At 24.8% G+C, this 24,966-nt stretch carries 36 protein-coding genes and 2 pseudogenes; 17 read left to right on the forward strand and 21 right to left on the reverse strand.

The window, feature by feature from the left end:
• Positions 1-264 (forward strand): transposase family protein, encoded by a 264-nt coding sequence (locus ACQH23_RS02625; protein WP_425377767.1) that lies wholly within the window; start codon positions 1-3, stop codon positions 262-264.
• A gap of 173 nt (positions 265-437) precedes the next feature.
• The gene (locus tag ACQH23_RS02630) at positions 438-1,121 is read left to right on the forward strand and encodes an IS3 family transposase (protein WP_425378011.1); all 684 of its coding nucleotides are present in this window, start codon (positions 438-440) and stop codon (positions 1,119-1,121) included.
• A 170-nt stretch (positions 1,122-1,291) separates the two neighbouring features.
• On the opposite strand, the gene ACQH23_RS02635 is transcribed toward ACQH23_RS02630, so the two are convergent.
• On the reverse strand, positions 1,292-1,801 hold the full coding sequence (locus tag ACQH23_RS02635; protein WP_425378810.1) for a transposase: 510 nt from the start codon (positions 1,799-1,801) through the stop codon (positions 1,292-1,294).
• A gap of 227 nt (positions 1,802-2,028) precedes the next feature.
• On the opposite strand from ACQH23_RS02635, the gene ACQH23_RS02640 reads away from it, so the two are divergent.
• Complete coding sequence (locus ACQH23_RS02640) at positions 2,029-2,301, forward strand: hypothetical protein (RefSeq protein ID WP_425378811.1); 273 nt, start codon at positions 2,029-2,031, stop codon at positions 2,299-2,301.
• 9 nt (positions 2,302-2,310) lie between these two features.
• Here the strand turns inward: ACQH23_RS02640 and ACQH23_RS02645 are convergent, their stop codons facing one another.
• The 4 genes from ACQH23_RS02645 to ACQH23_RS02660 form a co-directional block, all read right to left on the reverse strand.
• Positions 2,311-2,622 (reverse strand): hypothetical protein, encoded by a 312-nt coding sequence (locus ACQH23_RS02645; RefSeq protein ID WP_425378812.1) that lies wholly within the window; start codon positions 2,620-2,622, stop codon positions 2,311-2,313.
• Between the two features lie 19 nt (positions 2,623-2,641).
• Positions 2,642-3,592, reverse strand: coding sequence for an IS30 family transposase (locus ACQH23_RS02650; RefSeq protein ID WP_425378813.1), 951 nt, complete (start codon positions 3,590-3,592; stop codon positions 2,642-2,644).
• 199 nt (positions 3,593-3,791) lie between these two features.
• Positions 3,792-4,445 carry a hypothetical protein gene (locus tag ACQH23_RS02655; RefSeq protein ID WP_425378814.1) on the reverse strand — a complete coding sequence of 218 codons (654 nt, stop codon included), beginning with the start codon at positions 4,443-4,445 and terminating at the stop codon, positions 3,792-3,794.
• A gap of 411 nt (positions 4,446-4,856) precedes the next feature.
• Positions 4,857-5,039, reverse strand: a complete 183-nt coding sequence (locus ACQH23_RS02660) for a hypothetical protein (RefSeq protein WP_425378815.1) — start codon at positions 5,037-5,039, stop codon at positions 4,857-4,859.
• Positions 5,040-5,553: 514 nt separating this feature from the next.
• Between ACQH23_RS02660 and ACQH23_RS02665 the strand changes: the two genes are divergently transcribed.
• Positions 5,554-5,754, forward strand: coding sequence for a hypothetical protein (locus ACQH23_RS02665; protein ID WP_425378816.1), 201 nt, complete (start codon positions 5,554-5,556; stop codon positions 5,752-5,754).
• A gap of 638 nt (positions 5,755-6,392) precedes the next feature.
• Here ACQH23_RS02665 and ACQH23_RS02670 read toward each other — a convergent pair.
• Complete coding sequence (locus ACQH23_RS02670) at positions 6,393-6,575, reverse strand: hypothetical protein (protein WP_425378817.1); 183 nt, start codon at positions 6,573-6,575, stop codon at positions 6,393-6,395.
• A gap of 147 nt (positions 6,576-6,722) precedes the next feature.
• On the opposite strand from ACQH23_RS02670, the gene ACQH23_RS02675 reads away from it, so the two are divergent.
• Both ACQH23_RS02675 and ACQH23_RS02680 read left to right on the forward strand, forming a co-directional pair.
• Entirely contained in the window at positions 6,723-6,986 is a 264-nt protein-coding gene (locus ACQH23_RS02675; protein ID WP_425378569.1) for a transposase family protein, read from the forward strand.
• Positions 6,987-7,246: 260 nt separating this feature from the next.
• Positions 7,247-7,834 (forward strand): DDE-type integrase/transposase/recombinase, encoded by a 588-nt coding sequence (locus ACQH23_RS02680; RefSeq protein ID WP_425378818.1) that lies wholly within the window; start codon positions 7,247-7,249, stop codon positions 7,832-7,834.
• Between the two features lie 19 nt (positions 7,835-7,853).
• Here the strand turns inward: ACQH23_RS02680 and ACQH23_RS02685 are convergent, their stop codons facing one another.
• On the reverse strand, positions 7,854-8,027 hold the full coding sequence (locus ACQH23_RS02685) for a hypothetical protein (protein ID WP_425378819.1): 174 nt from the start codon (positions 8,025-8,027) through the stop codon (positions 7,854-7,856).
• On the reverse strand, positions 8,020-8,418 hold the full coding sequence (locus ACQH23_RS02690; protein WP_425378820.1) for a hypothetical protein: 399 nt from the start codon (positions 8,416-8,418) through the stop codon (positions 8,020-8,022). The genes ACQH23_RS02685 and ACQH23_RS02690 overlap by 8 nt, the downstream gene beginning before the upstream one ends.
• A gap of 293 nt (positions 8,419-8,711) precedes the next feature.
• On the opposite strand from ACQH23_RS02690, the pseudogene ACQH23_RS02695 reads away from it, so the two are divergent.
• Together ACQH23_RS02695 and ACQH23_RS02700 are read left to right on the forward strand one after the other, a co-directional pair.
• Positions 8,712-9,692, forward strand: a pseudogene (locus ACQH23_RS02695) (IS30 family transposase).
• 519 nt (positions 9,693-10,211) lie between these two features.
• A pseudogene (locus tag ACQH23_RS02700) lies at positions 10,212-10,397 on the forward strand (IS30 family transposase); the annotation flags it as partial.
• Positions 10,398-10,513: 116 nt separating this feature from the next.
• On the opposite strand, the gene ACQH23_RS02705 reads toward ACQH23_RS02700, so the two are convergent.
• The 6 genes from ACQH23_RS02705 to ACQH23_RS02730 all read right to left on the reverse strand — a co-directional run bounded on the left by ACQH23_RS02705 (position 10,514) and on the right by ACQH23_RS02730 (position 16,053).
• Positions 10,514-12,304, reverse strand: coding sequence for a 1-deoxy-D-xylulose-5-phosphate synthase (locus ACQH23_RS02705; protein ID WP_425378821.1), 1,791 nt, complete (start codon positions 12,302-12,304; stop codon positions 10,514-10,516).
• A 13-nt stretch (positions 12,305-12,317) separates the two neighbouring features.
• A complete protein-coding gene (locus ACQH23_RS02710) occupies positions 12,318-12,992 on the reverse strand; it encodes a hypothetical protein (RefSeq protein ID WP_425378822.1) in 675 nt (224 codons plus the stop codon).
• Between the two features lie 6 nt (positions 12,993-12,998).
• Complete coding sequence (xseB, locus tag ACQH23_RS02715; RefSeq protein ID WP_425378823.1) at positions 12,999-13,220, reverse strand: exodeoxyribonuclease VII small subunit; 222 nt, start codon at positions 13,218-13,220, stop codon at positions 12,999-13,001.
• Positions 13,210-14,502 carry an exodeoxyribonuclease VII large subunit gene (xseA, locus tag ACQH23_RS02720; protein ID WP_425378824.1) on the reverse strand — a complete coding sequence of 431 codons (1,293 nt, stop codon included), beginning with the start codon at positions 14,500-14,502 and terminating at the stop codon, positions 13,210-13,212. The genes xseB and xseA overlap by 11 nt, the downstream gene beginning before the upstream one ends.
• Positions 14,503-14,932: 430 nt before the next feature.
• Positions 14,933-15,529 (reverse strand): DDE-type integrase/transposase/recombinase, encoded by a 597-nt coding sequence (locus ACQH23_RS02725; protein WP_425377606.1) that lies wholly within the window; start codon positions 15,527-15,529, stop codon positions 14,933-14,935.
• A 260-nt stretch (positions 15,530-15,789) separates the two neighbouring features.
• Positions 15,790-16,053, reverse strand: coding sequence for a hypothetical protein (locus ACQH23_RS02730; RefSeq protein ID WP_425378825.1), 264 nt, complete (start codon positions 16,051-16,053; stop codon positions 15,790-15,792).
• Positions 16,054-16,374: 321 nt separating this feature from the next.
• On the opposite strand from ACQH23_RS02730, the gene ACQH23_RS02735 reads away from it, so the two are divergent.
• From ACQH23_RS02735 to ACQH23_RS02745, 3 genes are all read left to right on the forward strand, one after another.
• Positions 16,375-16,533 carry a hypothetical protein gene (locus ACQH23_RS02735; protein WP_425378826.1) on the forward strand — a complete coding sequence of 53 codons (159 nt, stop codon included), beginning with the start codon at positions 16,375-16,377 and terminating at the stop codon, positions 16,531-16,533.
• A 78-nt stretch (positions 16,534-16,611) separates the two neighbouring features.
• Positions 16,612-16,746, forward strand: a complete 135-nt coding sequence (locus ACQH23_RS02740) for a hypothetical protein (RefSeq protein ID WP_425378827.1) — start codon at positions 16,612-16,614, stop codon at positions 16,744-16,746.
• A gap of 1 nt (position 16,747) precedes the next feature.
• Positions 16,748-17,512, forward strand: a complete 765-nt coding sequence (locus ACQH23_RS02745) for a type III pantothenate kinase (RefSeq protein WP_425378828.1) — start codon at positions 16,748-16,750, stop codon at positions 17,510-17,512.
• Between the two features lie 101 nt (positions 17,513-17,613).
• Here the strand turns inward: ACQH23_RS02745 and ACQH23_RS02750 are convergent, their stop codons facing one another.
• Positions 17,614-18,147, reverse strand: a complete 534-nt coding sequence (locus ACQH23_RS02750; protein ID WP_425378829.1) for a hypothetical protein — start codon at positions 18,145-18,147, stop codon at positions 17,614-17,616.
• A gap of 57 nt (positions 18,148-18,204) precedes the next feature.
• Between ACQH23_RS02750 and ACQH23_RS02755 the strand changes: the two genes are divergently transcribed.
• Positions 18,205-19,155 carry an IS30 family transposase gene (locus tag ACQH23_RS02755; protein ID WP_425378830.1) on the forward strand — a complete coding sequence of 317 codons (951 nt, stop codon included), beginning with the start codon at positions 18,205-18,207 and terminating at the stop codon, positions 19,153-19,155.
• 19 nt (positions 19,156-19,174) lie between these two features.
• A complete protein-coding gene (locus tag ACQH23_RS02760; RefSeq protein WP_425377708.1) occupies positions 19,175-19,477 on the forward strand; it encodes a hypothetical protein in 303 nt (100 codons plus the stop codon).
• Positions 19,478-19,759: 282 nt separating this feature from the next.
• On the opposite strand, the gene ACQH23_RS02765 is transcribed toward ACQH23_RS02760, so the two are convergent.
• From ACQH23_RS02765 to ACQH23_RS02780, 4 genes are all read right to left on the reverse strand, one after another.
• Positions 19,760-19,939, reverse strand: a complete 180-nt coding sequence (locus tag ACQH23_RS02765) for a hypothetical protein (RefSeq protein WP_425378831.1) — start codon at positions 19,937-19,939, stop codon at positions 19,760-19,762.
• 9 nt (positions 19,940-19,948) lie between these two features.
• Positions 19,949-20,218, reverse strand: coding sequence for a hypothetical protein (locus ACQH23_RS02770; RefSeq protein WP_425378832.1), 270 nt, complete (start codon positions 20,216-20,218; stop codon positions 19,949-19,951).
• 250 nt (positions 20,219-20,468) lie between these two features.
• The gene (locus tag ACQH23_RS02775) at positions 20,469-20,942 is read right to left on the reverse strand and encodes a dual specificity protein phosphatase family protein (RefSeq protein ID WP_425378833.1); all 474 of its coding nucleotides are present in this window, start codon (positions 20,940-20,942) and stop codon (positions 20,469-20,471) included.
• A 2-nt stretch (positions 20,943-20,944) separates the two neighbouring features.
• Entirely contained in the window at positions 20,945-21,871 is a 927-nt protein-coding gene (locus ACQH23_RS02780; RefSeq protein ID WP_425378834.1) for a deoxyribonuclease IV, read from the reverse strand.
• A 307-nt stretch (positions 21,872-22,178) separates the two neighbouring features.
• On the opposite strand from ACQH23_RS02780, the gene ACQH23_RS02785 reads away from it, so the two are divergent.
• Positions 22,179-22,331, forward strand: coding sequence for a hypothetical protein (locus ACQH23_RS02785; protein WP_425378835.1), 153 nt, complete (start codon positions 22,179-22,181; stop codon positions 22,329-22,331).
• A 9-nt stretch (positions 22,332-22,340) separates the two neighbouring features.
• Here the strand turns inward: ACQH23_RS02785 and ACQH23_RS02790 are convergent, their stop codons facing one another.
• Both ACQH23_RS02790 and ACQH23_RS02795 read right to left on the reverse strand, forming a co-directional pair.
• The gene (locus ACQH23_RS02790) at positions 22,341-22,937 is read right to left on the reverse strand and encodes a DDE-type integrase/transposase/recombinase (RefSeq protein WP_425378836.1); all 597 of its coding nucleotides are present in this window, start codon (positions 22,935-22,937) and stop codon (positions 22,341-22,343) included.
• Between the two features lie 260 nt (positions 22,938-23,197).
• Positions 23,198-23,461, reverse strand: a complete 264-nt coding sequence (locus ACQH23_RS02795; RefSeq protein WP_425378837.1) for a hypothetical protein — start codon at positions 23,459-23,461, stop codon at positions 23,198-23,200.
• A 61-nt stretch (positions 23,462-23,522) separates the two neighbouring features.
• Here ACQH23_RS02795 and ACQH23_RS02800 point away from each other — a divergent pair, with 61 nt between their 5' ends.
• From ACQH23_RS02800 to ACQH23_RS02810, 3 genes are read left to right on the forward strand one after another with little or no spacing between them, the layout of a single operon-like run.
• Positions 23,523-23,711: a hypothetical protein gene (locus tag ACQH23_RS02800; protein WP_425378838.1), complete on the forward strand. Its 189-nt coding sequence runs from the start codon at positions 23,523-23,525 to the stop codon at positions 23,709-23,711.
• Positions 23,712-23,717: 6 nt separating this feature from the next.
• The gene (locus ACQH23_RS02805; protein ID WP_425378839.1) at positions 23,718-23,930 is read left to right on the forward strand and encodes a hypothetical protein; all 213 of its coding nucleotides are present in this window, start codon (positions 23,718-23,720) and stop codon (positions 23,928-23,930) included.
• A gap of 5 nt (positions 23,931-23,935) precedes the next feature.
• Entirely contained in the window at positions 23,936-24,865 is a 930-nt protein-coding gene (locus ACQH23_RS02810) for a UPF0236 family transposase-like protein (protein ID WP_425378840.1), read from the forward strand.
• Positions 24,866-24,966: the final 101 nt, after the last annotated feature.

Raw genomic sequence — 24,966 nt, forward strand, 5'->3', positions numbered from 1 at the left:
ATGGCAAGAAAAGGACAAAAATTTAATAAATATACAGCAGATTTTCGAAAAATGATAGGACAAGAGGTTAAAAATAATAGTATAAGTTTTATTGCAAAAAAATATGCAATTAATAAAAAAACTGTTGCTTCATGGTATGAAAATTTTAAGAAAGGAATTTTAAACACCAATAAAGGTCCAAAAGAATCATTTGAAAAAAGAGATTTAAACTATTACAAAGTTAGGTATGAATTACTAAAAAAGCTTCATGACTTTTACAATTAAATAAAAGAAAAATTGTATTTTTTATCAAAGAAAACCTTAATAAATATCCACTAAATTTATTACTTGATGTAACAGATTTAAAGCGTAGTTATTGAGATAAATATAAAAATTATTCAAGTAATGGTAAGGATAGCGAATCATTAAAGAATATTGTAAAAGTCTATGAAGAAAATTTGAAACAATTTGGTTATCGTCGAATTACCAAATATTTAAAAGAAGATTATGGCATTGTTTATAATGCTAAGAAAGTATTACGAATTATGAAAGAAAATAATATTCAAGCTGAATATGTAAAGCGTATGCGTAGAAAAATATTAATAAAACAAAATAGAAATAAAAATATAATTAAATATCCTGATTTAGTAAATCGTAATTTTAATGATATTAAAGAAAGATTTTCAATTTTATTTACTGATGTAACTTATTTAATTTGAAATGGTAAAAAACATTATCAATCAACAATAATTGATGGATATACTAAAGAAATTATTGATGTAAAATGATCAAAATTTAATAATAACAAACTTGTAATTGATAATTTAAATGCTGCAATTAATAAAATTAAAAAAATAAAAAAAGATCTAAATAAAACAATAATTCATTCAGATCACGGATATCAATATACATCTAAAGATTATAATAGTAAATGTTTAGATAACAAAATTATAATTTCAATGGGTAAAAATTATCATTGTGCAGACAACATTATTATTGAAAGTTTTCATTCATTACTTAAAAAAGGAACAATCCATAATAAAAATTATAAATCTCATAATGAATATATTAATGATGTTAAAAAATGAAATAAATGATATTCAAACCAAAAAGAAAAAGATATAATAAATGAAAGTTTGTAAACCTTTTTATTAATACTTACTAAACGGGGTGCAGTCTAAAATTAGGTATATTTTTAGTGAAAGAGGTAAATAATAGAATTCTTGCGATACTAACAAAAATAAAAAAATTACAAATAAAAAAAATTAAATTAAACTTAAAAATAATCATTTTTAAAAATTTTAATTGCTTTTTAAGCATAAATAATAAGGTATCGCAAGAATTCTAATGTTTCATCGATTTGTATTTGGCCATTTAATTTTTTAAATTTTAATTGAGTATTTTCTAATTGTTTTGATTGCATTAATTTTTGACGATTATATCAAGCTGTTTTGGGTGTTGTTTTAATAAAACGGGAAATTACTTTAATAGATTGTCCTAACAATGAAATTTGAATTAATAAATTTCATTGTTCACAATTTAAATGACTTCAATAAGTAAAATGATGACGAAAAGAATCAAAACTAGCCCGACATTTTTTGCATAAATATTTTTGTTTTCCTTCGGGATTATGGCCATTTTTAAAACAATGATAATATTTGCAATTAGGGCATTTAATACCTTTATCTCTAAATTTTTGATCAATTTCATTTAAGCGTTTTTGTTTTTTGATTAATTCTGCTTCTTTTTTAAATTTTTCATAAAATTCTAAAAATTGATCATCTGTTAAACTATTTATTAATTCTGCAAGTATTTTTTCCATCAATTATTTACCTTTCTTTATATTAAAAATATACCTAATTTTAGATATATTTTATAAATATCAAGAGTTTTCGACAAAATTAAAGACTTTTTTTATTTTGATGTAAAATATAAATGATAAACAAAGAACCATCGCGGTTCTTTGTTATATATTCAGATATAGTTTACTCTTTTATTTAATCATATTCATTAAATAATAGCAATTTTAGTATGCAAAAAGGAGTAAAAATGAAAGAATTTAATCCAAAAACAGCAAGTTTACGAACATTTAAGCGTAAAATAGAGCAGTTTTGACGTGATAAATCACATAATATTCCCTATACTTTAAATGATTTAACCAATAAATTAAATCTTTCTCGCAAGTGAAGATATGATAGTTACGCGAGCGAGAAGATAGTTCCTTTACTTGAAAAACAAGTTGATAAAATAGAAAGTGAGCTTATTAAACAAATGGTTAAAACGCCAGAAGGTATAGACTGCACCATGTTTAGTAAGTATTAATAAAAAGGTTTACAAACTTTCATTTATTATATATTTTTCTTTTTGGTTTGAATATCATTTATTTCATTTTTTAACATCATTAATATATTCATTATGAGATTTATAATTTTTATTATGGATTGTTCCTTTTTTAAGTAATGAATGAAAACTTTCAATAATAATGTTGTCTGCACAATGATAATTTTTACCCATTGAAATTATAATTTTGTTATCTAAACATTTACTATTATAATCTTTAGATGTATATTGATATCCGTGATCTGAATGAATTATTGTTTTATTTAGCTCTTTTTTTATTTTTTTAATTTTATTAATTGCCAAATTGTAAAGTTAAGTGCAACTAAATTATTTTTCTAACCAAATATTCGATTGGCGAAAGATAATTTAGTATTTTTCTTGGTCTTTGGTTTAAAGACAATATAAATTTATGAACTGCATTTTTAGTAGTATTTGAAAAATTAAATTTTTTAGGAAATTTTTCTCTAATTAAACCATTAGTATTTTCATTAGTACCTCTTTGTCAGGGTGAATATGCATTAGCAAAATAAATTTTCACATTTAAATTTTTTTCAAGTTGTTGTCAATTAGCAAATTCTTTACCACGATCAAATGTTATAGTCTTAACAAGATTATTTGGCAGAATTGATAAATAATGGCTAATATTTTCGTTAATAACTTTAGTAGTTCTATTTTCAACTAATATTGCTAAAGTAAATCTTGATGTTCTTTCAACTAAAGTTATTAAACATGATTTACTTTTACCTCGTGATGATACTACGGTATCACCTTCTCAATGACCAAGAGTTACGCGATTATTAACATTAGCATTTCGTTCTTTAATTGATTTACCATTAAATTTACCCCGATTTTCTTGATATTTTCGTTTCTTACCTTTTCTTCTTAAATTTTTATTAGTAACTTTTTCAAGTAATCCAGAATAAATTCAATTGTAAATTGTTTTAAAACTAATAATTCATTCTTTATGAAAATTTTTAATTATGCCATAAATTTGTTCGGGTGATCAACCTAATAATAATTTTTGTTGTACATATTTTACTAATTCTCTATTTTTAAACTTATGAAAATAAATATGTGATTGTTTTCTATTTTCTGCTTTATTTTGTGCAATTAATGAAAAATAATGATTATTATCTTTATTTCTATTAACTTCTCGAATAATAGTACTAATACTTCGATTAAGATTTTTAGCTATTTCACTAATTTTTATTTTAAACTTCAATTGATTCTCAATATAAATTCTTTCATATATGCCAAGATGTTTATATCCCATATAAAAACTCCTTGCTTTATTTTTTCTAAAATAAACTTAGCATCATAAAATTTTTATATGAGATTTTTTGCAATTTTATTTACTTGCACTTACAAGTATAATTCAGCATACTGAAAACTTTCTTTTTTATTTTCCCCAACTTTGGCAACGCAATAAAAATTAAAGAAATGTGTCAATATCTAGCAAAAATTTCGCAAAATTATTTAATTGATAATGTTTGTAATGTATATTGATTATTTCAAGGATGATTTGGTTTTGGTTTATGTGCTTTAGATTTGGGAACTTTGTTTTCAATATTTTTAATAGGAACCGGAATGTATTCTAATAAATTATATATTTGATTGTTATATTTTAAATATAATGTTTCATCAAATGCTTTAATTACTGTAATTTTTGTTTTTGAATTAAAGACTTTTAACTTTTTATTATTATAAGCCATATATTTTTTATTGTTATAACTAATTGATGAACCATTGTCTGTTTGTCGCGTTGAAGTGATTGATAAAAATAAATTAATTTTGTCATTATTAGGAGCGTCAACAAAGACAGAATTGTTATAATCAATAGGAATGGCAAATTGTTTATTGAATTTGGTTATAAATTCTTTTAAGAATGTATTTGCTTCTTCAATAGTGGTTACTCCTGCGAGAATTAATTCATTTTTCAAGCGATCTTGTAGAGTGCCTCATAAACGTTCAATTCGTCCCTTTGCTTGGGGAATTGAAGTAGTTATGATTTCGACACCTAATTCATCACAGCATCGGCTGAATTGAGTAAAGGTGTCTTTTTCTTCGGTTTTATCACTACTTTTTTGGTATGTAAAGATTGTTCGTTTATCGGTATAAAATGTCATGGGAATTCCATAATTTCGTAAAATTTGATGTAAAACATTATAATAACCTTGTAATGTTTCTTGATAAGCAAAATATAATCCAACAACCGTATTTGTTGTATCATCAATTGCGCCATGTAAAAATCATTTTGGACCATTTGGTCCTAATCAATGATGTTCACTGGCATCAGCTTGTAATAGTTCGCCGAAACATTTTCGACGTTCTCTTAAAGGGTGGGTTTTATCTTTTTTTTTATTTTTTGCTTTCGAGGTGTTTTAATTTGATTTAAGGACATTAATTTGTATAAAACTGAATATGAAATGTTTATTCCTTCATTTTCGATTAATTTTTATTTGAAATGAGTAAAATTAAAGCCAATATATTTAGTTTTATATAAATTTATAATCTTTTCACAAATTTGTGGATTTGTTTTATTGTGAGCTATCCCTTCCACGAGAATGGTGAGCAAATGATTGACTATTTTGTAGATCATAAAGTTTTATAAGTTGTTCAATGCGACGAATTGATAAGTGTAAAATATTTGCAGCTCTTTGCTTTGATATTTTATTGTTAATAATTTTTTCAATTGTTTTGTATTTATGTTGTTCTTTCATTGTTATTTTTCTTTCCGTTGTTATCACCATTTTTAATTTTAAATGGTTGCGAAATTTTTGCTAGATAACTATTACGAAATTATCACAAGATAAGGACATCAAAATTAAAGAAATGTTGTATATATTATATATTTTTGGTAAAATCTATAAGAATAAGAAAAATAAGGCTTATTCAATTTAAAAAACATCAATTTTTACTTAGGCGTGAAATTGATGTTTTTTTGTTTATTTATGCTGAATTATACTTGCACTTACAAGTATAATTCAGCTTGTAAACCCATAATTATTAATTAATTCAGAGAAAGGGCAGCATCTTAAATTCTTAAAATAGAAACTTTTTATCGCAACTTTTTCATTAACTTAAAGTTGTTTACACATTTATTAAATATCTTATAAATCTTTACAAAGTGTACCTGTTTTTTTCTCCAATTTTAAGGTGTTGTCCTTTCTCTGTTTTAGTTAATTAATTTGGCTAATAAATGAAAAAACTTAATATTAAAGGAAGGAGTAAGTAATGGAAATTAATACGCAACAAACAATCTGTGATGTTGATAATTGCTATAAATCAATATCATTCATTACCGAAGAATTTTTATCAAATAAAGTTTTATGAACTTGTGAAAAACATAAAGATTTATTAAATCGTACAAAAGATAAAAAACAAACGCGGTTTTATAAAAAATTAGAAAATTCAAAAATTATCTTTGATTGATAAACTGGTTCTTTTAAACTTTGATTTTATAAAACAACTTAATTCAGTGTGGGACGGTTATTTTAAATAACTAAGTGCTTCCATAAGAACATGAGTTTAAGCTCATTCCCACAGCCAACCGAGGCAAGTACTGAAATAGTGTATGAGGAAAAATGTAAATCGGCGCTGGTTATATTTAAACTAAGCGATAGTCGTGATAAGTGCAAGGTCAACATCGAACGACAATAAAAATAGAGATGGCCACTTTATAAATAAATTTGCGATAGACATTGTCCCATCGAGGATGGCAGCGGTTCTACAAACCACAACGCCAGCACCAGGCTCTTCAAGGTGCAAGTGAATTTATTTTAAAAACTGAACGCTTTGACCTGAAATGGTGCGGATGAAGAGAGAGAATTCTCTGGCTTTACCTCATAAAAACAACTGTCTATTATCTAATAATAAACAAATATTAAATATATTATCGCCACCGCTCACCCCCAGTGAAGCGGATGGCGTAGTAAATAAATAGATAAATACTTATATAACTAATTCTCGCTTTGGCACTTTCACTTGGGAGTGAGTGCCAGCAAATTAAAAATAGGAGGAAATATAATGGAAATATAGACTGCACCCCGTTTAGTAAGTATTAATAAAAAGGTTTACAAACTTTCATTTATTATATCTTTTTCTTTTTGGTTTGAATATCATTTATTTCATTTTTTAACATCATTAATATATTCATTATGAGATTTATAATTTTTATTATGGATTGTTCCTTTTTTAAGTAATGAATGAAAAATTTCAATAATAATGTTGTCTGCACAATGATAATTTTTACCCATTGAAATTATAATTTTGTTATCTAAACATTTACTATTATAATCTTTAGATGTATATTGATATCCGTGATCTGAATGTAGACTGCACCCAAAAAAGTAAGTAAAGAAAAAAAAGTCTTTGCTAAACTTTTAAAGGAGGTGCATTTTTATATGGCAAGAAAAGGACAAAAATTTAATAAATATACAGCAGATTTTCGAAAAATGATAGGACAAGAGGTTAAAAATAATAGTATAAGTTTTATTGCAAAAAAATATGCAATTAATAAAAAAACTGTTGCTTCATGGTATGAAAATTTTAAGAAAGGAATTTTAAACACCAATAAAGGTCCAAAAGAATCATTTAAAAAAAGAGATTTAAACTATTACAAAGTTAGGTATGAATTACTAAAAAAGCTTCATGACTTTTACAATTAAATAAAAGAAAAATTGTATTTTTTATAAAAGAAAACCTTAATAAATATCCACTAAATTTATTACTTGATGTAACAGATTTAAAGCGTAGTTATTGAGATAAATATAAAAATTATTCAAGTACTGGTAAGGATAGCGAATCATTAAAGAATATTGTAAAAGTCTATGAATAAAATTTAAAACAATTTGGTTATCGTCGAATTACCAAATATTTAAAAGAAGATTATGGCATTGTTTATAACGCTAAGAAAGTATTACGAATTATGAAAGAAAATAATATTCAAGCTGAATATGTAAAGCGTATGCGTAGAAAAATATTAATAAAACAAAATAGAAATAAAAATATCATTAAATATCCTGATTTAGTAAATCGTAATTTTAATGATATTAAAGAAAGATTTTCAATTTTATTTACTGATGTAACTTATTTAATTTGAAATGGTAAAAAACATTATCAATCAACAATAATTGATGGATATACTAAAGAAATTATTGATGTAAAATGATCAAAATTTAATAATAACAAACTTGTAATTGATAATTTAAATGCTGCAATTAATAAAATTAAAAAAATAAAAAAAGATCTAAATAAAACAATAATTCATTCAGATCACGGATATCAATATACATCTAAAGATTATAATAGTAAATGTTTAGATAACAAAATTATAATTTCAATGGGTAAAAATTATCATTGTGCAGACAACATTATTATTGAAATTTTTCATTCATTACTTAAAAAAGGAACAATCCATAATAAAAATTATAAATCTCATAATGAATATATTAATGATGTTAAAAAATGAAATAAATGATATTCAAACCAAAAAAGAAAAAGATATAATAAATAAAAGTTTGTAAACCTTTTTATTAATACTTACTAAACGGGGTGCAGTCTATAGTCTTACCGCTATATCGTGTCCCAATTTGATTAATTTCATTAACTAATTCATATTTCTTAACAAATGGATATTTATTACCAATATTACTATTTTGTAATAACCAATAAGGCGTTTCTAACAAATAAGTAAAATGATTAAGCATTATTATCACTTTCTTTTTTAATATCTCTAATATCAGTTTGTAAATTAACTATTATTGGTTGTTGACTATTTAAGTTTAATTCTTTTTCAAGTTCTTTTTCTTGCAGTGAATACTTATGATTAAATGCACGCTGTCAATATAACCTAGTACCATCAGGTGAACGCATCATATATTCAATTATTTCACTTTCAATTCTATTAATTTGTCTTTCAAGCAAAGGAACTATCTTTTCGCTCGCATAAGTATCATATCGTCATTTACGAGAAAGGTTGAATTTATTGGTTAAATCATTCAAAGTATAGAGAATATTAGGTTTCTTATCGGCTCAAAATTCATCTATTTTACGCTTAAATGTGCTTAAACTTGCTGTTTTTGGATTAAATTCTTTCATTTTTACTCCTTTTTGCATATTAAAATTGCTATTATTTAATGAATATGATTAAATAAAAGAGTAAATAGAAATGTATAAAAGAACCATCGCGGTTCTTTTATATTAATTACATTTTACATCAAAATAAAAAAAAGTAAATTACTTTACTCCTTTATTTTGTAATACAAGTAATAGAGATACAAATTTGTTACTTGTTACAATTTAATTATATAATTCTTAAACTTTTTGTCAATATCTTTTTAAAAAAATAGTGTATAAATAAATTTAAATAAAAAGATTGGATATACAAAGATATGAAAAAATATACACATGTAAAATTTGATGAGAGAGATTTGTTTAGTGATTTATTGTTATCTGATACTTGTAAAAAGAAAAATGGCACAATTAATTTATCAGAAATAGCAAGACAAACAGGAAGAGATATTAATACTATTAAAAGAGAGATTAATAGATTTAAAAATATATAATATTATACCCCTTATGAAGCACAAAAAGATTATAAACAAAAGCGTAAAAAGTCTATTAAAAAACCGCCTGAATTTACAAAAGAACATAAAGAATGATTAAATTTACGATTTAATATTCTTCATGATTCACCAACACAAATTATTCATCGATATTTTATAAAATTTGGTGTTAAATTTCCTGCTTGTGTTAAAACTTTTTATAAATGAATTGATTTAAAATTATTAGGTTTAAATAAACAAAATTTACGACATCATGGTAAGAAATATAAAACAAAAGGAAAACCTGATAATCGTGGTAAATTAAATAATTTTAAATCAATATGAGATATTGAAAATAAAAAATCTAATGTTGGTTGATTTGAAATGGATACTGTAGTTGGTAAAGATCATCAATCTAGTAATTTAGTTTTAGTTGAACAATCAAGTAAAAATTACTTTGTAATCAAATTAAAAAATAACACTGCTAATGAAGTTGTAGCAAAATTTAAAGATATTGTTATAAATAATAATTTAATAGGTAAAATAAAAGTAATTATAACAGATCAAGGCAAAGAATTTAGTAAATGAAGAGAAATGGAAATCTTTGCTGAAACACAAGTTTATTTTTGTGACCCCGGCAAACCGCAACAAAAACCATTAATTGAATATATGAACTCTGAACTTAGACATTGGTTTTCCAAAGGAACAGATTTTAATAATGTTACTCAACAAGAAATAGATTGGGTAGTTAATATTATAAATGATAAACTTCGACCCTGTTTAAACTGAGTAAGTGCAAAAGAAATATTTTTACAAAATATTAAGTAAATTTTTATTAATTAAATTTAATAAATTATTTTTTAGTGTGTCAAAATATTTTCAAAATAATAACAATTTAAAAATAATTTATTTTTTTTAAAAAATAGTTGCATTTATTTTAAATGATGTTATCATCAATTTAACAAGAGATACAAATTTGGAGCTTGTATCTACACAATGCCTTATATTTATTTTTAATAAATATTATTTATTGCTGAATTATACTTGTAAGTGCAAGTATAATTCAGCAAAATTACAAATTAAATTAAATTAAATTTTAAAATAAGCATTTTTAAAAATTTTAATTGCTTTTTAAGCATAAATAATAAGGTATCGCAAGAATTCTAATCTATAATTTTCAATTGTTATTATAAATAACACTTTAATTTTGTCGAAAACTCTTGATAAAGTCAAAAAAATAATCAATATGACAATTTGAAAACGAATTTGGTGGAAGATTATTATTGTTCTTTAACTTTTTTAGATGTTAAAATATAATACCGTTGCTTGTTGGTTTGGTGCATTGGCCAACGAGGATTAAACGAAAATAATAATGGAATTTTGATACGAAGTTTACCAAAAGGAATAGATTTATCAATATTTTATCAAGATGACTTAAATAAAATAGCATTGAAAATAAATTCAATGCCAAGAAAATCATTAAATTATAAAAATTCATCAGACTTCTTGCGATACCTGATTATTTATGATTAAAAAGCAATTAAAATTTTTAAAAATTCTTATTTTAAAGTTTAATTTAATTTTTTTTATTTGTAATTTTTTTATTTTTGTTAGTATCGCAAGAAGTCTAATAAAGTGTCCCAAATAATTTACAATTCAGGATTAATTAAGTTTCTTAATAATTCGGCTAAATTATTATTCTCTTTTTTAATTAAACCATTATCGTAACCATAATGTGAAATTGTCGTTGTATGATTGTTAATTAAAAAATCAATAATTTTAGCATATAACCCCGTTTCTTTAATAACTTCTTCAAAAACAATAATTTGTCGATATTTCGCTGTCTTAATTTGCGCTAGCATTTGTTTATCAAGTCGATTAATAAATCGTGCATTGATAAGATTAATTTTTTTTGTTGCTAACTTCGTAATAATTGTTTGAGCTTTCACGACATTATTCCCATATGTTATTAATAAAATTGGTACTTTAGCATTTTGAATAACATATTCTCATTGCCCAATTTGAAATGGTTCCGCACAAGCTTGATGCGTAATTCCACCCTTTGGATAACGAATAAAAAAAGGATTTGTTTGATTTGCTAACGCTAACTTTAATAATTGCTCAAATTCACCACTAGTTGCTGGTTGACTAATAATTGGGATATCCCCCATACTATTTAAAAAACCAACATCATAAATCCCATGGTGACTATCGCCATCCCCCAGTGATAAACTAGCCCGGTCAATTAAAAAGATCACCGGTAAATGATTACGAATAACATCATGTAAAACTTGATCATAAGTCCGTTGTAAAAAAGTAGCATACATATTCACAATTACTTTATGATGGTCTAAAGCAAAACCAGCTGCTAATGTCACAGCATGCTCCTCTGCTAATCCAACATCAAAACAATATTGGGGATTTTGTAACATAAATTCTTCCAAATGAACGGAAGCTTGCATTGCCGCTGAAATAAAATAAAATTTTTCGGGGGCAGTTTGGAAGGTTTTTTCCACTGTTTGAGCAACATAATAACTTCATTCATTATTTTTATTCTCGGTTAAACTATAAGAATGATATTTTTCTTGCTCTGCTTGTGATAATCCATAACCATGTCCTTTCTTTGTTTTAACATGTAGGACAACACTGGCACTGCGTTTTTTTGTCTGCCGCAAACTTTTTGTTAACTTACGAAAATTATGCCCATCAACAGTCCCAATATAATCCAAATTAAAACCAGCAAATAAACTCGGAATAGCAAAACTACGAATAATTTTTTCCACTAATAAATGTCCTAATCATAACAATGTTAATGGTGGAATATAACGTAAAACTCGCGCAATTTTACTAGCCCCCCGGTATAATCACCCAGTTCGAATTTTACTAACTGCTGTATGTAAAATATTAACATTTTTTGAAATACTCATCGCATTATCATTTATAATAACAATAATTTTATTCGAAATTGTTCCTAAATAAGTTAAAGCTTCTAAAGTTAACCCATTGGTAAAAGCAGCATCACCAATTACACAAATAATATTATGATACTTTTGATTATAACTATAAGCAATAGCCGTTGATAAGCCCGTTCCAGCATGGCCATTTGAAAGATAGTCATATTTACTTTCATCAACATGTTGAAAAGCAACTAACCCTTCTGGCAAGCGAATTGTTGTAAAATGGGTTTTTCGATCAGTTAAAATCTTATACGCATAAGTTTGATGACCAGTATCAAAAATAATCACATCATTATTATCAATATCAAAAGTTTGCAATAAACTAATTGTTAACTCAACTACTCCTAAATTGCTAGCTAAATGACCACCATTTTTCGTCACTGTTGCAATAATAAGACGGCGAACATCCTCTGCTAATTCAATTAAAGCTTTTGTTTTTAAATTTTTTAAATCCTGATGACTCTGATAATCTTGCAATTTCATCTTTTAACCCCACTTAATATTTTTGTAAAAAATAATTAATTTGTTGAACAAAATTATTGAAATATAGTGGCGTAATTTCACCAATTAAATAATGACATTTAGCGGTTACGGCTAATTTTGTTTTATAAATTTCAACATTATTGCTATCTTTTAAAACCTTTTTCATTACAGTTAAATTAATTAAAAAAACAAGATAATAACCATAATCAAAATATAACTTATGATTTTCCAATTTAGTAAATGGTTGGTAAAAAATATTAGCAATAAAGTTATAAAGAAAATTAAACTTATAATACATTTTAATTTTTGGATTAGTAATATCACTATCCGCAAAAATTTCTGTTTCATAATTAGTATCAAGCTGGTTAACAAAAATTTTCGTTTTTAATTCCTTAATTACTTTTAAAATTCGTTCCCCTTCTCGTTTTACCCCCGAATGACGAATATATTGCATATAATAATAAATTAAAACTAACTTGATTAAAATAATACTATCAAAATATTCTTGTTCATCTAAATTATTTAATCGTAATAAGTAAACAAAATTTTTAATTAAAATTCCTTTTTCATCAAAAGTTTTAAAATCTTTTAAAATAACTCGATTTAATTTTAATTCATGTAATTTTTTTCAAATTTTAATATTATTTTTTTTAACTGAGCCACTACGTTCAAAAATTTGTCCTGCCATTATAAACTAGTCTTCATCAACAATAAAATCAGTGGCATTATTATCTTTAACAATTTTAGTGACTTTATCTTTAATATCTTGTAACTTAGTTTCCGCTACTTTCGTTAATTTAATGCCAGTTTCAAAAGCATCAATTGCTTGATCTAATGGTAATTGATTATTTTCTAAATCATTAACGATTTGTTTTAATTGTTCTAAAATTTGTTCAAATGATTTATTATTTGTCATTCTTTTCACCATCCTTATTAATTGCTTGCACGATTGATTGAATAATTCCATCTTGCACACGTGTTATAATTATATCATTATTCTTAATATCTTGAGTTGTTGTTACGACATTTTTATTATTATTGTACGTAATACTATATCCCCGTGTTAATGTTTTTAACGGACTTAATAAGTCTAATTTACTTAATAAATTATTTTTAACATGTTCAATTGTTAATATTTGTTGCTGAATTGTACTTATTAAAGTTTGATAATAAGTTTTAATTATATTCTTATTTGCTAAAAAGAAAGTCTCTTGTAAGATATTAAATTTATTTAATAACAATTGATAAACATGCTGCTGATTAGTATACAAAGCTTGTGTCTTTGTTAACACATAACTATGTTTTAAATCATTTAACTTATCTCCAACCTTATCAACCTTGCTTTTAATAATATTAATTAAACTACTCCGTTGTTGTTGTAAATAAGTTCCTAATTCTTTTTGATCAGGGGTTGCTAATTCAGCCGCAGCAGTTGGGGTTGATGCTCGTAAATCACTAACAAAATCAGTCAACGTAAAATCAACCTCATGCCCAACAGCAGCAATAATTGGAATCGTTGCTTGATAAATTGCCTCAACAACTTCAATTTCATTAAAGGCTCATAAATCTTCAATACTACCACCACCACGACCAACAATTAAGGTATCAATTTGTGGTTTAAAAGCTTGGGCTTCCTTAATTTTTGCACGAATATCACGTTTTGCCTCAGCTCCTTGCACTAAACTAGGAAATAAATAAATATTTGCTTGTGGAAAACGACGATGAATGGTGGTAATAATATCGCGAATGGCAGCTCCGGTTGGTGCTGTTATAACCCCAATATTATTTGGAAAACGAGGAATTGGTTTTTTTAAGGATTGATCAAACCATCCTTTTTTAATTAATTCTTGCTTTAATGCTTCGTATTTTAAAAATAAATCACCAACACCTTGTAAAGACAAAGCAACAACTTGCAAACTATATGTCCCTTGTGGTTCATATAGTTTAATCGAACCTGTTGCCACAATTTTTAAGCCCTCTTTTAATTTAAATTTTAAATTTTTAGCACTAAAAGCGAACATAATTGCACGAATTTGGGATTTATCATCTTTAATTGTAAAATAAATATGCCCTGAAGAATGATTTGTAATATTAGAAATTTCTCCCTGCAAAGAAATATTAATTAAATTTGGTTCTTGTTCAATCATTGTTTTTAAATAATAATTAACTTCACTAACCGTATAAATATTTTTACTCATGTGCCCCCTCCAATTGTTGTCATGCTCTTCCAATTAATAATATCATTGAAAAAAGAAAAAAATGGAATATTATTAATCACTTTGTAAATTGTAAGTAAATGCAAGTAAAAAAAATATAAATCTATTAAACAAGTAATAACAAATATTTATAAAATTTAATATCTCCTGAATTATAAAATTAAATGGGACAGTTAAACAAATAAAAATATTGTGTTAAAATCCAAATTAAAAAAAGGAGAAATAACATGATAGACTTCTTGCGGTATCTTATTATTTATGCTTAAAAAGCAATTAAAATTTTTAAAAATGATTATTTTAAAGTTTAATTTAATTGCTTCAATCTATAATTTTCAATTGTTATTATAAATAAGACAAGAAGTTGAATGAAAATTTAGACTGCACCCTGTTTAGTAAGTATTAATAAAAAGGTTTACAAACTTTCATTTATTATATCTTTTTCTTTTTGGTTTGAATATCATTTATTTCATTTTTTAACATCATTAATATATTCATTATGAGATTTATAATTTTTATTATGGATTGTTCCTTTTTTAAGTAATGAATGAAAACTTTCAATAATAATGTTGTCTGCACAATGATAATTTTTACCCATTGAAATTATAATTTTGTTATCTAAACATTTACTATTATAATCTTTAGATGTATATTGATATCCGTGATCTGAATGAATTATTGTTTTATTTAGATCTTTTTTTATTTTTTTAATTTTATTAATTGCAGCATTTAAATTATCAATTACAAGTTTGTTATTATTAAATTTTGATCATTTTACATCAATAATTTCTTTAGTATATCCATCAATTATTGTTGATTGATAATGTTTTTTACCATTTCAAATTAAATAAGTTACATCAGTAAATAAAATTGAAAATCTTTCTTTAATATCATTAAAATTACGATTTACTAAATCAGGATATTTAATGATATTTTTATTTCTATTTTGTTTTATTAATATTTTTCTACGCATACGCTTTACATATTCAGCTTGAATATTATTTTCTTTCATAATTCGTAATACTTTCTTAGCATTATAAACAATGCCATAATCTTCTTTTCAATATTTGGTAATTCGACGATAACCAAATTGTTTTAAATTTTCTTCATAGACTTTTACAATATTTTTTAATGGTTCACTATCCTTACCAGTACTTGAATAATTTTTATATTTATCTCAATAACTACGCTTTAAATTTGTTACATCAAGTAATAAATTTAGTGGATATTTATTAATGTTTTCTTTGATAAAAAATACAATTTTTCTTTTATTTAATTGTAAAAGTCATGAAGCTTTTTTAGTAATTCATACCTAACTTTGTAATAGTTTAAATCTCTTTTTTCAAATGATTCTTTTGGACCTTTATTGGTGTTTAAAATTCCTTTCTTAAAATTTTCATACCATGAAGCAACAGTTTTTTTATTAATTGCATATTTTTTTGCAATAAAACTTATACTATTATTTTTAACCTCTTGTCCTATCATTTTTCGAAAATATGCTGTATATTTATTAAATTTTTGTCCTTTTCTTGCCATATAAAAATGCACCTCCTTTAAAAGTTTAGCAAAGACTTTTTTTCTTTACTTACTTTTTTGGGTGCAGTCTAATTAACTTTAAATAATAAAATAATTTTTTGTTGTGCCAAAATAATGCATCGCTTATAAATACTATAAGAATTAAATTAATAAGAAGTATAAATTCCTATTTGTATTTTTTCTTTATGAATTAATTTGCAATGATTATCATAGTATCGCAAGAAGTCTAATGATTATCAAGTTACCGTTCCAACAAAAGGGAAAATTAATAAACGTTAACATCCCGAACTTGAAGTATCCTTAGTCAGTAATATTGATGTTTTGACTGAATTAGGAAAATTAAAACAACACCAAATTTTAGTTGATTTTAGTGCGCAATCTGATTTTTATTTAGTTTATGCACAACGAAAATTAATTGAAAAAAATTTAGATTTTGTATCATGTACGATGAAGCGGCAAAAAACAACTCTTGTTAAATAAAAAAACAACCCTTTTTATTTAACAAGAGTTGTTTTTTGCCGCTTCATCGTACATGATACAATTAATCAGATTAAGGCCATGGGCATTGATAAAAATAAAATTATTTTATTAACGAGAAAAGGGCAACGACAAATTCCTAGTCAAAATAAACTTGTTATTGCAAAGGAAATTTTAATGGCAATTAATGAACTAATAAAGGAGCGTGAACAATAAGATGAAATTATTAGTTGATATTGGTAACACCGCAATTAAATTTGCTATTCTTAATCGGCAAAAAAAAATCATTGTTTTTTTAACAATGTCTAGTCGCGAATTAGTGGCGGAAAAAAATTTTCGCCAAAAAATAACTACTGCTTTAAGCAAAATAAACTGTAATTTAACTGATCTTACTTTATTGGCGTTGTTATCAGTTAGACCAATGTGAGATGATCTAATTTACCAATTAGCGTTAGATTTAAAGATTCCTTTTTATCAAGTTAAAAAAAATTTATTAACCGATCGGTTAATAACAGATATTCCTAATCCTCGTAATCTTGGGGCGGATTTAATTGTTGGCTCTTATGCAACATTAAATTTATTCCCAAAACAAGATGTTATTTTAGTTAATATGGGAACTGCAACAACGATTTCCTTATTAAAAAAAGACATATTATTAGGAACAATTATTATGTCTGGTTTAGAAACATCAGCTGAAGCTTTATTTGAACGGGCTCAATTATTACAAAAATTTGATTTCTCTTATGATAATGTTATTTTAGGAAAAAATACCAAACAAGCAATCAATATCGGGTTAGTCAATGGTCATTTGTTAGCAATAACCGGCTTTGTTAATCAACTTGCCAGTGAAGTAAGCAAACCACAAGTCATTTTAACGGGGGGTAATGCTGACTACATTAAAAAATTAGTTAATTATCATTATGATAAAGATTTAATTTTTCACGGTTTAGTTGCTATTTTACAAGATAATAATCTAATATAAAAATAGGACCAAAGTCCTATTTTTATATTTTTGAGATATTTTATTAGACTTCTTGCGAGGTAGCGTGTAAAATGTTGGGTAAAAGTTTTCAGCATTAAGTTCTAATAATAATTATAAACTATTTTCTTTAAAAGAGTTTTAGTATTTGATAATGTAGAAGCGGTGAATATTGGTAAGTTATATTGTTTAACTTCTGGATTATTCATCTTTTTAAATATTCATCTTCAAGTAATTTGTTCATTTTTTACTTGAAGATTTTTAATTTCTGTTAGTTCTTGAAAGGGATTAATCCCATTAGCTGTCAATTGTTTTAATAACATTACTTTGTAAATCGTTTTTTCATTAAATATTTTTGGTTTTGAACGAAACATTACTTTAATAATTCGAGCAATATAACTTTCAATGCGACAACCAATATTTTCTTGATATTCTCATTTTTGAATTGCTCCATAGTATGTTCTTAAATAATTAGATATTTCTTGTAACTTTCCTTTCGCTTCTTCGGTTTTAACAAGCTGATAAGCTCATTCAAGGTATTTTGTAACCTTGTTTCAGTTTAATTTTAGAATTGCTTTTCTAATTTTAGCTGAATTATACTTGTAAGTGCAAGTAAATAAAATTGCAAAAAATCTCATATAAAAATTTTATGATGCTAAGTTTATTTTAGAAAAAATAAAGCAAGGAGTTTTTATATGGGATATAAACATCTTGGCATAGATGAAAGAATTTATATTGAGAATCAATTGAAGTTTAAAATAAAAATTAGTGAAATAGCTAAAAATCTTAATCGAAGTATTAGTACTATTATTCGAGAAGTTAATAGAAATAAAGATAATAATCATTATTTTTCATTAATTGCACAAAATAAAGCAGAAAATAGAAAACAATCACATATTTATTTTCATAAGTTTAAAAATAGAGAATTAGTAAAATATGTACAACAAAAATTATTATTAGGTTGATCACCCGAACAAATTTATGGCAGAATTAAAAATTTTCATAAAGAATGAATTATTAGTTTTAAAACAATTTACAATTGAATTTATTCTGGATTACTTGAAAAAGTTACTAATAAAAATTTAAGAAGAAAAGGTAAGAAACGAAAATATCAAGAAAATCGGGGTAAATTTAATGGTAAATCAATTAAAGAACGAAATGCTAATGTTAATAATCGCGTAACTCTTGGTCATTGAGAAGGTGATACCGTAGTATCATCACGAGGTAAAAGTAAATCATGTTTAATAACTTTAGTTGAAAGAACATCAAGATTTACTTTAGCAATATTAGTTGAAAATAGAACTACTAAAGTTATTAACGAAAATATTAGCCATTATTTAGCAATTCTGCCAAATAATCTTGTTAAGACTATAACATTTGATCGTGGTAAAGAATTTGCTAATTGACAACAACTTGAAAAAAATTTAAATGTGAAAATTTATTTTGCTAATGCATATTCACCCTGACAAAGAGGTACTAATGAAAATACTAATGGTTTAATTAGAGAAAAATTTCCTAAAAAATTTAATTTTTCAAATACTACTAAAAATGCAGTTCATAAATTTATATTGTCTTTAAACCAAAGACCAAGAAAAATACTAAATTATCTTTCGCCAATCGAATATTTGGTTAGAAAAATAATTTAGTTGCACTTAACTTTACAATTTGGCAATTAAAAAAATAAAAAAAGATCTAAATAAAACAATAATTCATTCAGATCACGGATATCAATATACATCTAAAGATTATAATAGTAAATGTTTAGATAACAAAATTATAATTTCAATGGGTAAAAATTATCATTGTGCAGACAACATTATTATTGAAAGTTTTCATTCATTACTTAAAAAAGGAACAATCCATAATAAAAATTATAAATCTCATAATGAATATATTAATGATGTTAAAAAATGAAATAAATGATATTCAAACCAAAAAGAAAAAGATATAATAAATGAAAGTTTGTAAACCTTTTTATTAATACTTACTAAACAGGGTGCAGTCTATTCTTTTGCTATTTCACTATAAGATTTATTGTTAATTGAATATTCATTAACAATTTTTTCTTTAAATTCAAAAGAATGATCTTTAGGCCCTTTTATTTTACCTTTAGCCATATAAAAATGTTTCTCCTAACTTTATATATTAATAATAATCTAGAAAAATTTTTATTTATATATCTCAGTTAAAAGAAACATTGCAGTATAAATTCCTATTTGTATTTTTTATTTATGAATTAATTTGCAATGATTATCATAGTATCGCAAGAAGTCTAATGTTTAATGCTCAATGTTCATCAATAATATCTTCTTGTGATACTGAATAACTTTTAAGCATTAATTCATTCAATTTATTTTCTTTATTGCATTCTTTATGAAAACAATAACCTCAATATCTTTGTTTAAGACAAATTTTATTTAACTTTTTCATATAAACCTTCTAAATTATTTGTTTTATTTTTTTCTCAATTTGTAATATTTTTCAACCATCCGCAGCTAAATCTAAAATATCATTAATTTTGTAATGTTGCATATAAGAAGCAATAACGTCTCATTTATCTTCAAATAAATTTAAATACATTTTTGCCCATTCTAAACATTGCAAATCATAATGATTTTTATGGTGTGAAATACGACAATTAACAGGTTGACAATTCACTCAATCAAATAATGTTGTTATTTTGGATTGGTAACCCTTTTTATTTAACAAGAGTTGTTTTTTGTCGCTTCATCGTACATGATACAAAACAATAAAACCATAAAGAAAATAGAGGTAAATAATATGAATATGTGTTGCTCCGCTAAAAACCATGATTGTTTTTCGTGTCGTACTTGTAGTAAGTCAAAAGTTGGATGCCATTCTTGTTTAATTTGTATTTCTTGTACAGATTGTGTTAATAAAAAATGTAAGTGTTGTAAAAATAAACGTTAATTAAAAAACTAGGTAGTTACCTAGTTTTTTAATTTGAAGTTAAATGACTGTAGGGAAATTCATTTAGTAAAAAATCAAATCAACCTGGATTTGGATTTATATACGGATAAATTCGTTCAAATTGCTCTAAAGCACTATCAAAATCATCATGATTAATATACCCTTTGGCAACTAAATACATAAAAACAATTGAGGCACTCCGATTAACTCCTCAAATACAATGCACATAAATTTTTTTATTTTTAATATTATTATCAATAATCTTTAATGCTTGAATGACAACATTAACATCTAATTCATGTAATATTGGATAATCTTTAAAATTAAAATAAACATGCTCATAATCAGTTCACAAATATTCTTGATTATCATCTTTAATTTTATTTTTTTGAATTTGTTCCCGATAAATTTCCTCAGCACAACTAACTACTAACTTCGCATCTTTTGGAATACTATGACGATCACCCAGATACAAATTATCGATAATTTTCTTTGCGGACATTTTTATTCTCCTAAATCTACTTTTCTTTTCTCATTTTGGTGAAACGGGTCAGTAAAATTCTTTGCTTTAATCATAGTAATTTCATCATTATAAGGTGGGAATGCAGCATTTTTTTCACCGACATATGGGGTTTCTAAAATTTTAACCATTCCATCTAATTTGGGATGATAAATTATTTTTAAAAGGGTCTCAAAACCTAAGTAACCATAACCAATGTTTTCGTGCCGGTCCTTATGCGCATCTAATGAATTTTTACTATCATTAATATGCAAACATAATAACCGGTCTAACCCAATTAATTGGTCAAATTCTATAATAATATCATCTAAAGCTTCTGTCAAACGATAACCAGCATCATGCATATGGCAAGTATCTCAGCACACTCCTAATTTATCATTTAATTTAACATTATCAATAATATACTTTAATTGGGCAAAATTAGTTCCTAATTCGCTTCCCTTCCCAGCCATGGTCTCTAAAGCAATTTTTGCTTTTTGATCAGGAGTTAAAACTAAATTTAATCCTTCAATAATACAATCTAGTCCAACTTGTTCAGGAGCCCCAACAGCACTCCCAGGGTGTAAGACAATTGTTTTAACCCCAATTTCATCAGCCCGGTTAATTTCCTTTTTTAAAAATTCAACAGCAATTTCAAAGGTACTAGGATTAGTCGTATTAGCTAAATTAATAATATAGGGAGCATGAATAATGACATTGTTAATATCAAACTCGTGCTCTTTTAATTGTTGATAAAATTCTGGAATAAAAAACTGCTCGGTACTAATCCGAATCGTATTTTGTGGTGGTCCGGTATAAATCATCATCGCATTAGCCTTATTATTTAAACTTTCATTTAAAGCCCCCAATAAATATTTCTGCTGCTTATTCATGCTAACATGACTGCCAATAATTAAATTATAATCTTTCATCCTTAAGTCATCCTTTCTTTTCTTTAATTTTGTCGAAAACTCTTGATAAAGTAAAAAAACCTTATAGAATATAGAGATTTGCAAGAAATACATTTTATCAAAAACCCAATAAAATCAGGATTTTATTAAAATATCAAGAGTTTTCGACAAAATTAAAATTTCTTTTTAATCAGTTTCATAATATCATATATAAGATGTAGAAACCACATACATTTTGTACTTGATTGCGTTGCCAAAGTTGGGGAAAATAAAAAAGAAAGTTTTCAGTATAATTAAGTTTGAAAAAAATTAGAAAGAAAACTATCCTATGAATATTATAACTAGAATCCAAGAGTTTTTAAACGAAAATAATAACTCTTTTATTGATTTAATTAATGAAATTAGCCCCAATATCCCTATTACAGCACTATTATCCTATTTAAACAATGAAGTAGACTGCACCCAAAAAAGTAAGTGTTAATAAAAAGGTTTACAAACTTTCATTTATTATATATTTTTCTTTTTGGTTTGAATATCATTTATTTCATTTTTTAACATCATTAATATATTCATTATGAGATTTATAATTTTTATTATGGATTGTTCATTTTTTAAGTAATGAATGAAAACTTTCAATAATAATGTTGTCTGCACAATGATAATTTTTACCCATTGAAATTATAATTTTGTTATCTAAACATTTACTATTATAATCTTTAGATGTATATTGATATCCGTGATCTGAATGAATTATTGTTTTATTTAGATCTTTTTTTATTTTTTTAATTTTATTAATTGCAGCATTTAAATTATCAATTACAAGTTTGTTATTATTAAATTTTGATCATTTTACATCAATAATTTCTTTAGTATATCCATCAATTATTGTTGATTGATAATGTTTTTTACCATTTCAAATTAAATAAGTTACATCAGTAAATAAAATTGAAAATCTTTCTTTAATATCATTAAAATTACGATTTACTAAATCAGGATATTTAATGATATTTTTATTTCTATTTTGTTTTATTAATATTTTTCTACGCATACGCTTTACATATTCAGCTTGAATATTATTTTCTTTCATAATTCGTAATAATTTCTTAGCATTATAAACAATGCCATAATCTTCTTTTCAATATTTGGTAATTCGACGATAACCAAATTGTTTTAAATTTTCTTCATAGAATTTTACAATATTTTTTAATGGTTCACTATCCTTACCAGTACTTGAATAATTTTTATATTTATCTCAATAACTACGCTTTAAATTTGTTACATCAAGTAATAAATTTAGTGGATATTTATTAAGGTTTTCTTTGATAAAAAATACAATTTTTCTTTTATTTAATTGTAAAAGTCATGAAGCTTTTTTAGTAATTCATACCTAACTTTGTAATAGTTTAAATCTCTTTTTTCAAATGATTTTTTTGGACCTTTATTGGTGTTTAAAATCCCTTTCTTAAAATTTTCATACCATGAAGCAACAGTTTTTTTATTAATTGCATATTTTTTTGCAATAAAACTTATACTATTATTTTTAACCTCTTGTCCTATCCTTTTTCGAAAATCTGCTGTATATTTATTAAATTTTTGTCCTTTTCTTGCCATATAAAAATGCACCTCCTTTAAAAGTTTAGCAAAGACTTTTTTTCTTTACTTACTTTTTTGGGTGCAGTCTAAAATTAGTTCTGAAGCTTGAATACTATTTAAAAATATTTTTGAATATATTGATAACTATATTTTTAATAAGGACTGACGCAAAGCACGTTATATTCCAAAAGGATTTTATCAACGAACTTTGGTTTTTCGTAATGGTGAAGTTACTTTTAAACGACGAAAATATATCTTAAAACCATAATTTCAAGTGGCAAAAAAACCAAAAACGGTCTTTTTACTTGATATTCAATTAGGGATTGAAAGTTATCAGCGACTTGATTATGATTTTTCGTTAGAAATAATCAGCAAATTAGGCATAAATTTTAGTTATCAAGATATTTGTAATATGTATCGGAATGCTAACGTAACAAAAAAACAATTTTTAAACTTATTAAACGGTTTGATATTAAACATTTGTTAGAACTAATGCTAGATGAACCAGATACAAAACTAAAACATGATGGGGTTATTTATATTGAAACCGATGAAGCATATCGCAATGCCATTAGTTATCAAATCAAAAAACGATTAAAAATTAAGAAAAGAATCCGTTTAACCGTCTTTCATACTGGTTATAAAGATCCTAAAACAATACGAAAAACAATGCATAATGTCAAATTTCTAGTAACAATGACTAATGAAGTTAAAAAAATTAACTCTAAAAAATACTGACAAGGAATTAAAGAATTTATTAACTTAAATTATGAATCACCCGAGACAGCTAAAATTATTGTGCTTGGTGATGGTGCACAATATATTTCAACGGTTGAAAAACACATCAATGTTGAATTTATCATTGATCATTTCCATGTTATTAAAAAAATTAAAGATTGTCTCCGTGGTCCACGATATTATAAACGTTATTTATTTAATAAAATTAGAAAAGCAATTCTAAAATTAAACTGAAACAAGGTTACAAAATACCTTGAATGAGCTTATCAGCTTGTTAAAATCGAAGAAGCGAAAGGAAAGTTACAAGAAATATCTAATTATTTAAGAACATACTATGGAGCAATTCAAAAATGAGAATATCAAGAAAATATTGGTTGTCGCATTGAAAGTTATATTGCTCGAATTATTAAAGTAATGTTTCGTTCAAAACCAAAAATATTTAATGAAAAAACGATTTACAAAGTAATGTTATTAAAACAATTGACAGCTAATGGGATTAATCCCTTTCAAGAACTAACAGAAATTAAAAATCTTCAAGTAAAAAATGAACAAATTACTTGAAGATGAATATTTAAAAAGATGAATAATCCAGAAGTTAAACAATATAACTTACCAATATTCACCGCTTCTACATTATCAAATACTAAAACTCTTTTAAAGAAAATAGTTTCTAATTATTATTAGAGCTTAATGCTGAAAACTTTTCCCCAACTTTGGCAACGCAATCCGACAAAATTAAAGAATAAAATTATATGGAATACTTATTTTATTGTGTTATAATGAAA

This window comes from Spiroplasma endosymbiont of Polydrusus pterygomalis, assembly GCF_964030635.1.
Lineage (GTDB): Bacteria > Bacillota_I > Bacilli_A > Mycoplasmatales > Mycoplasmataceae > Spiroplasma.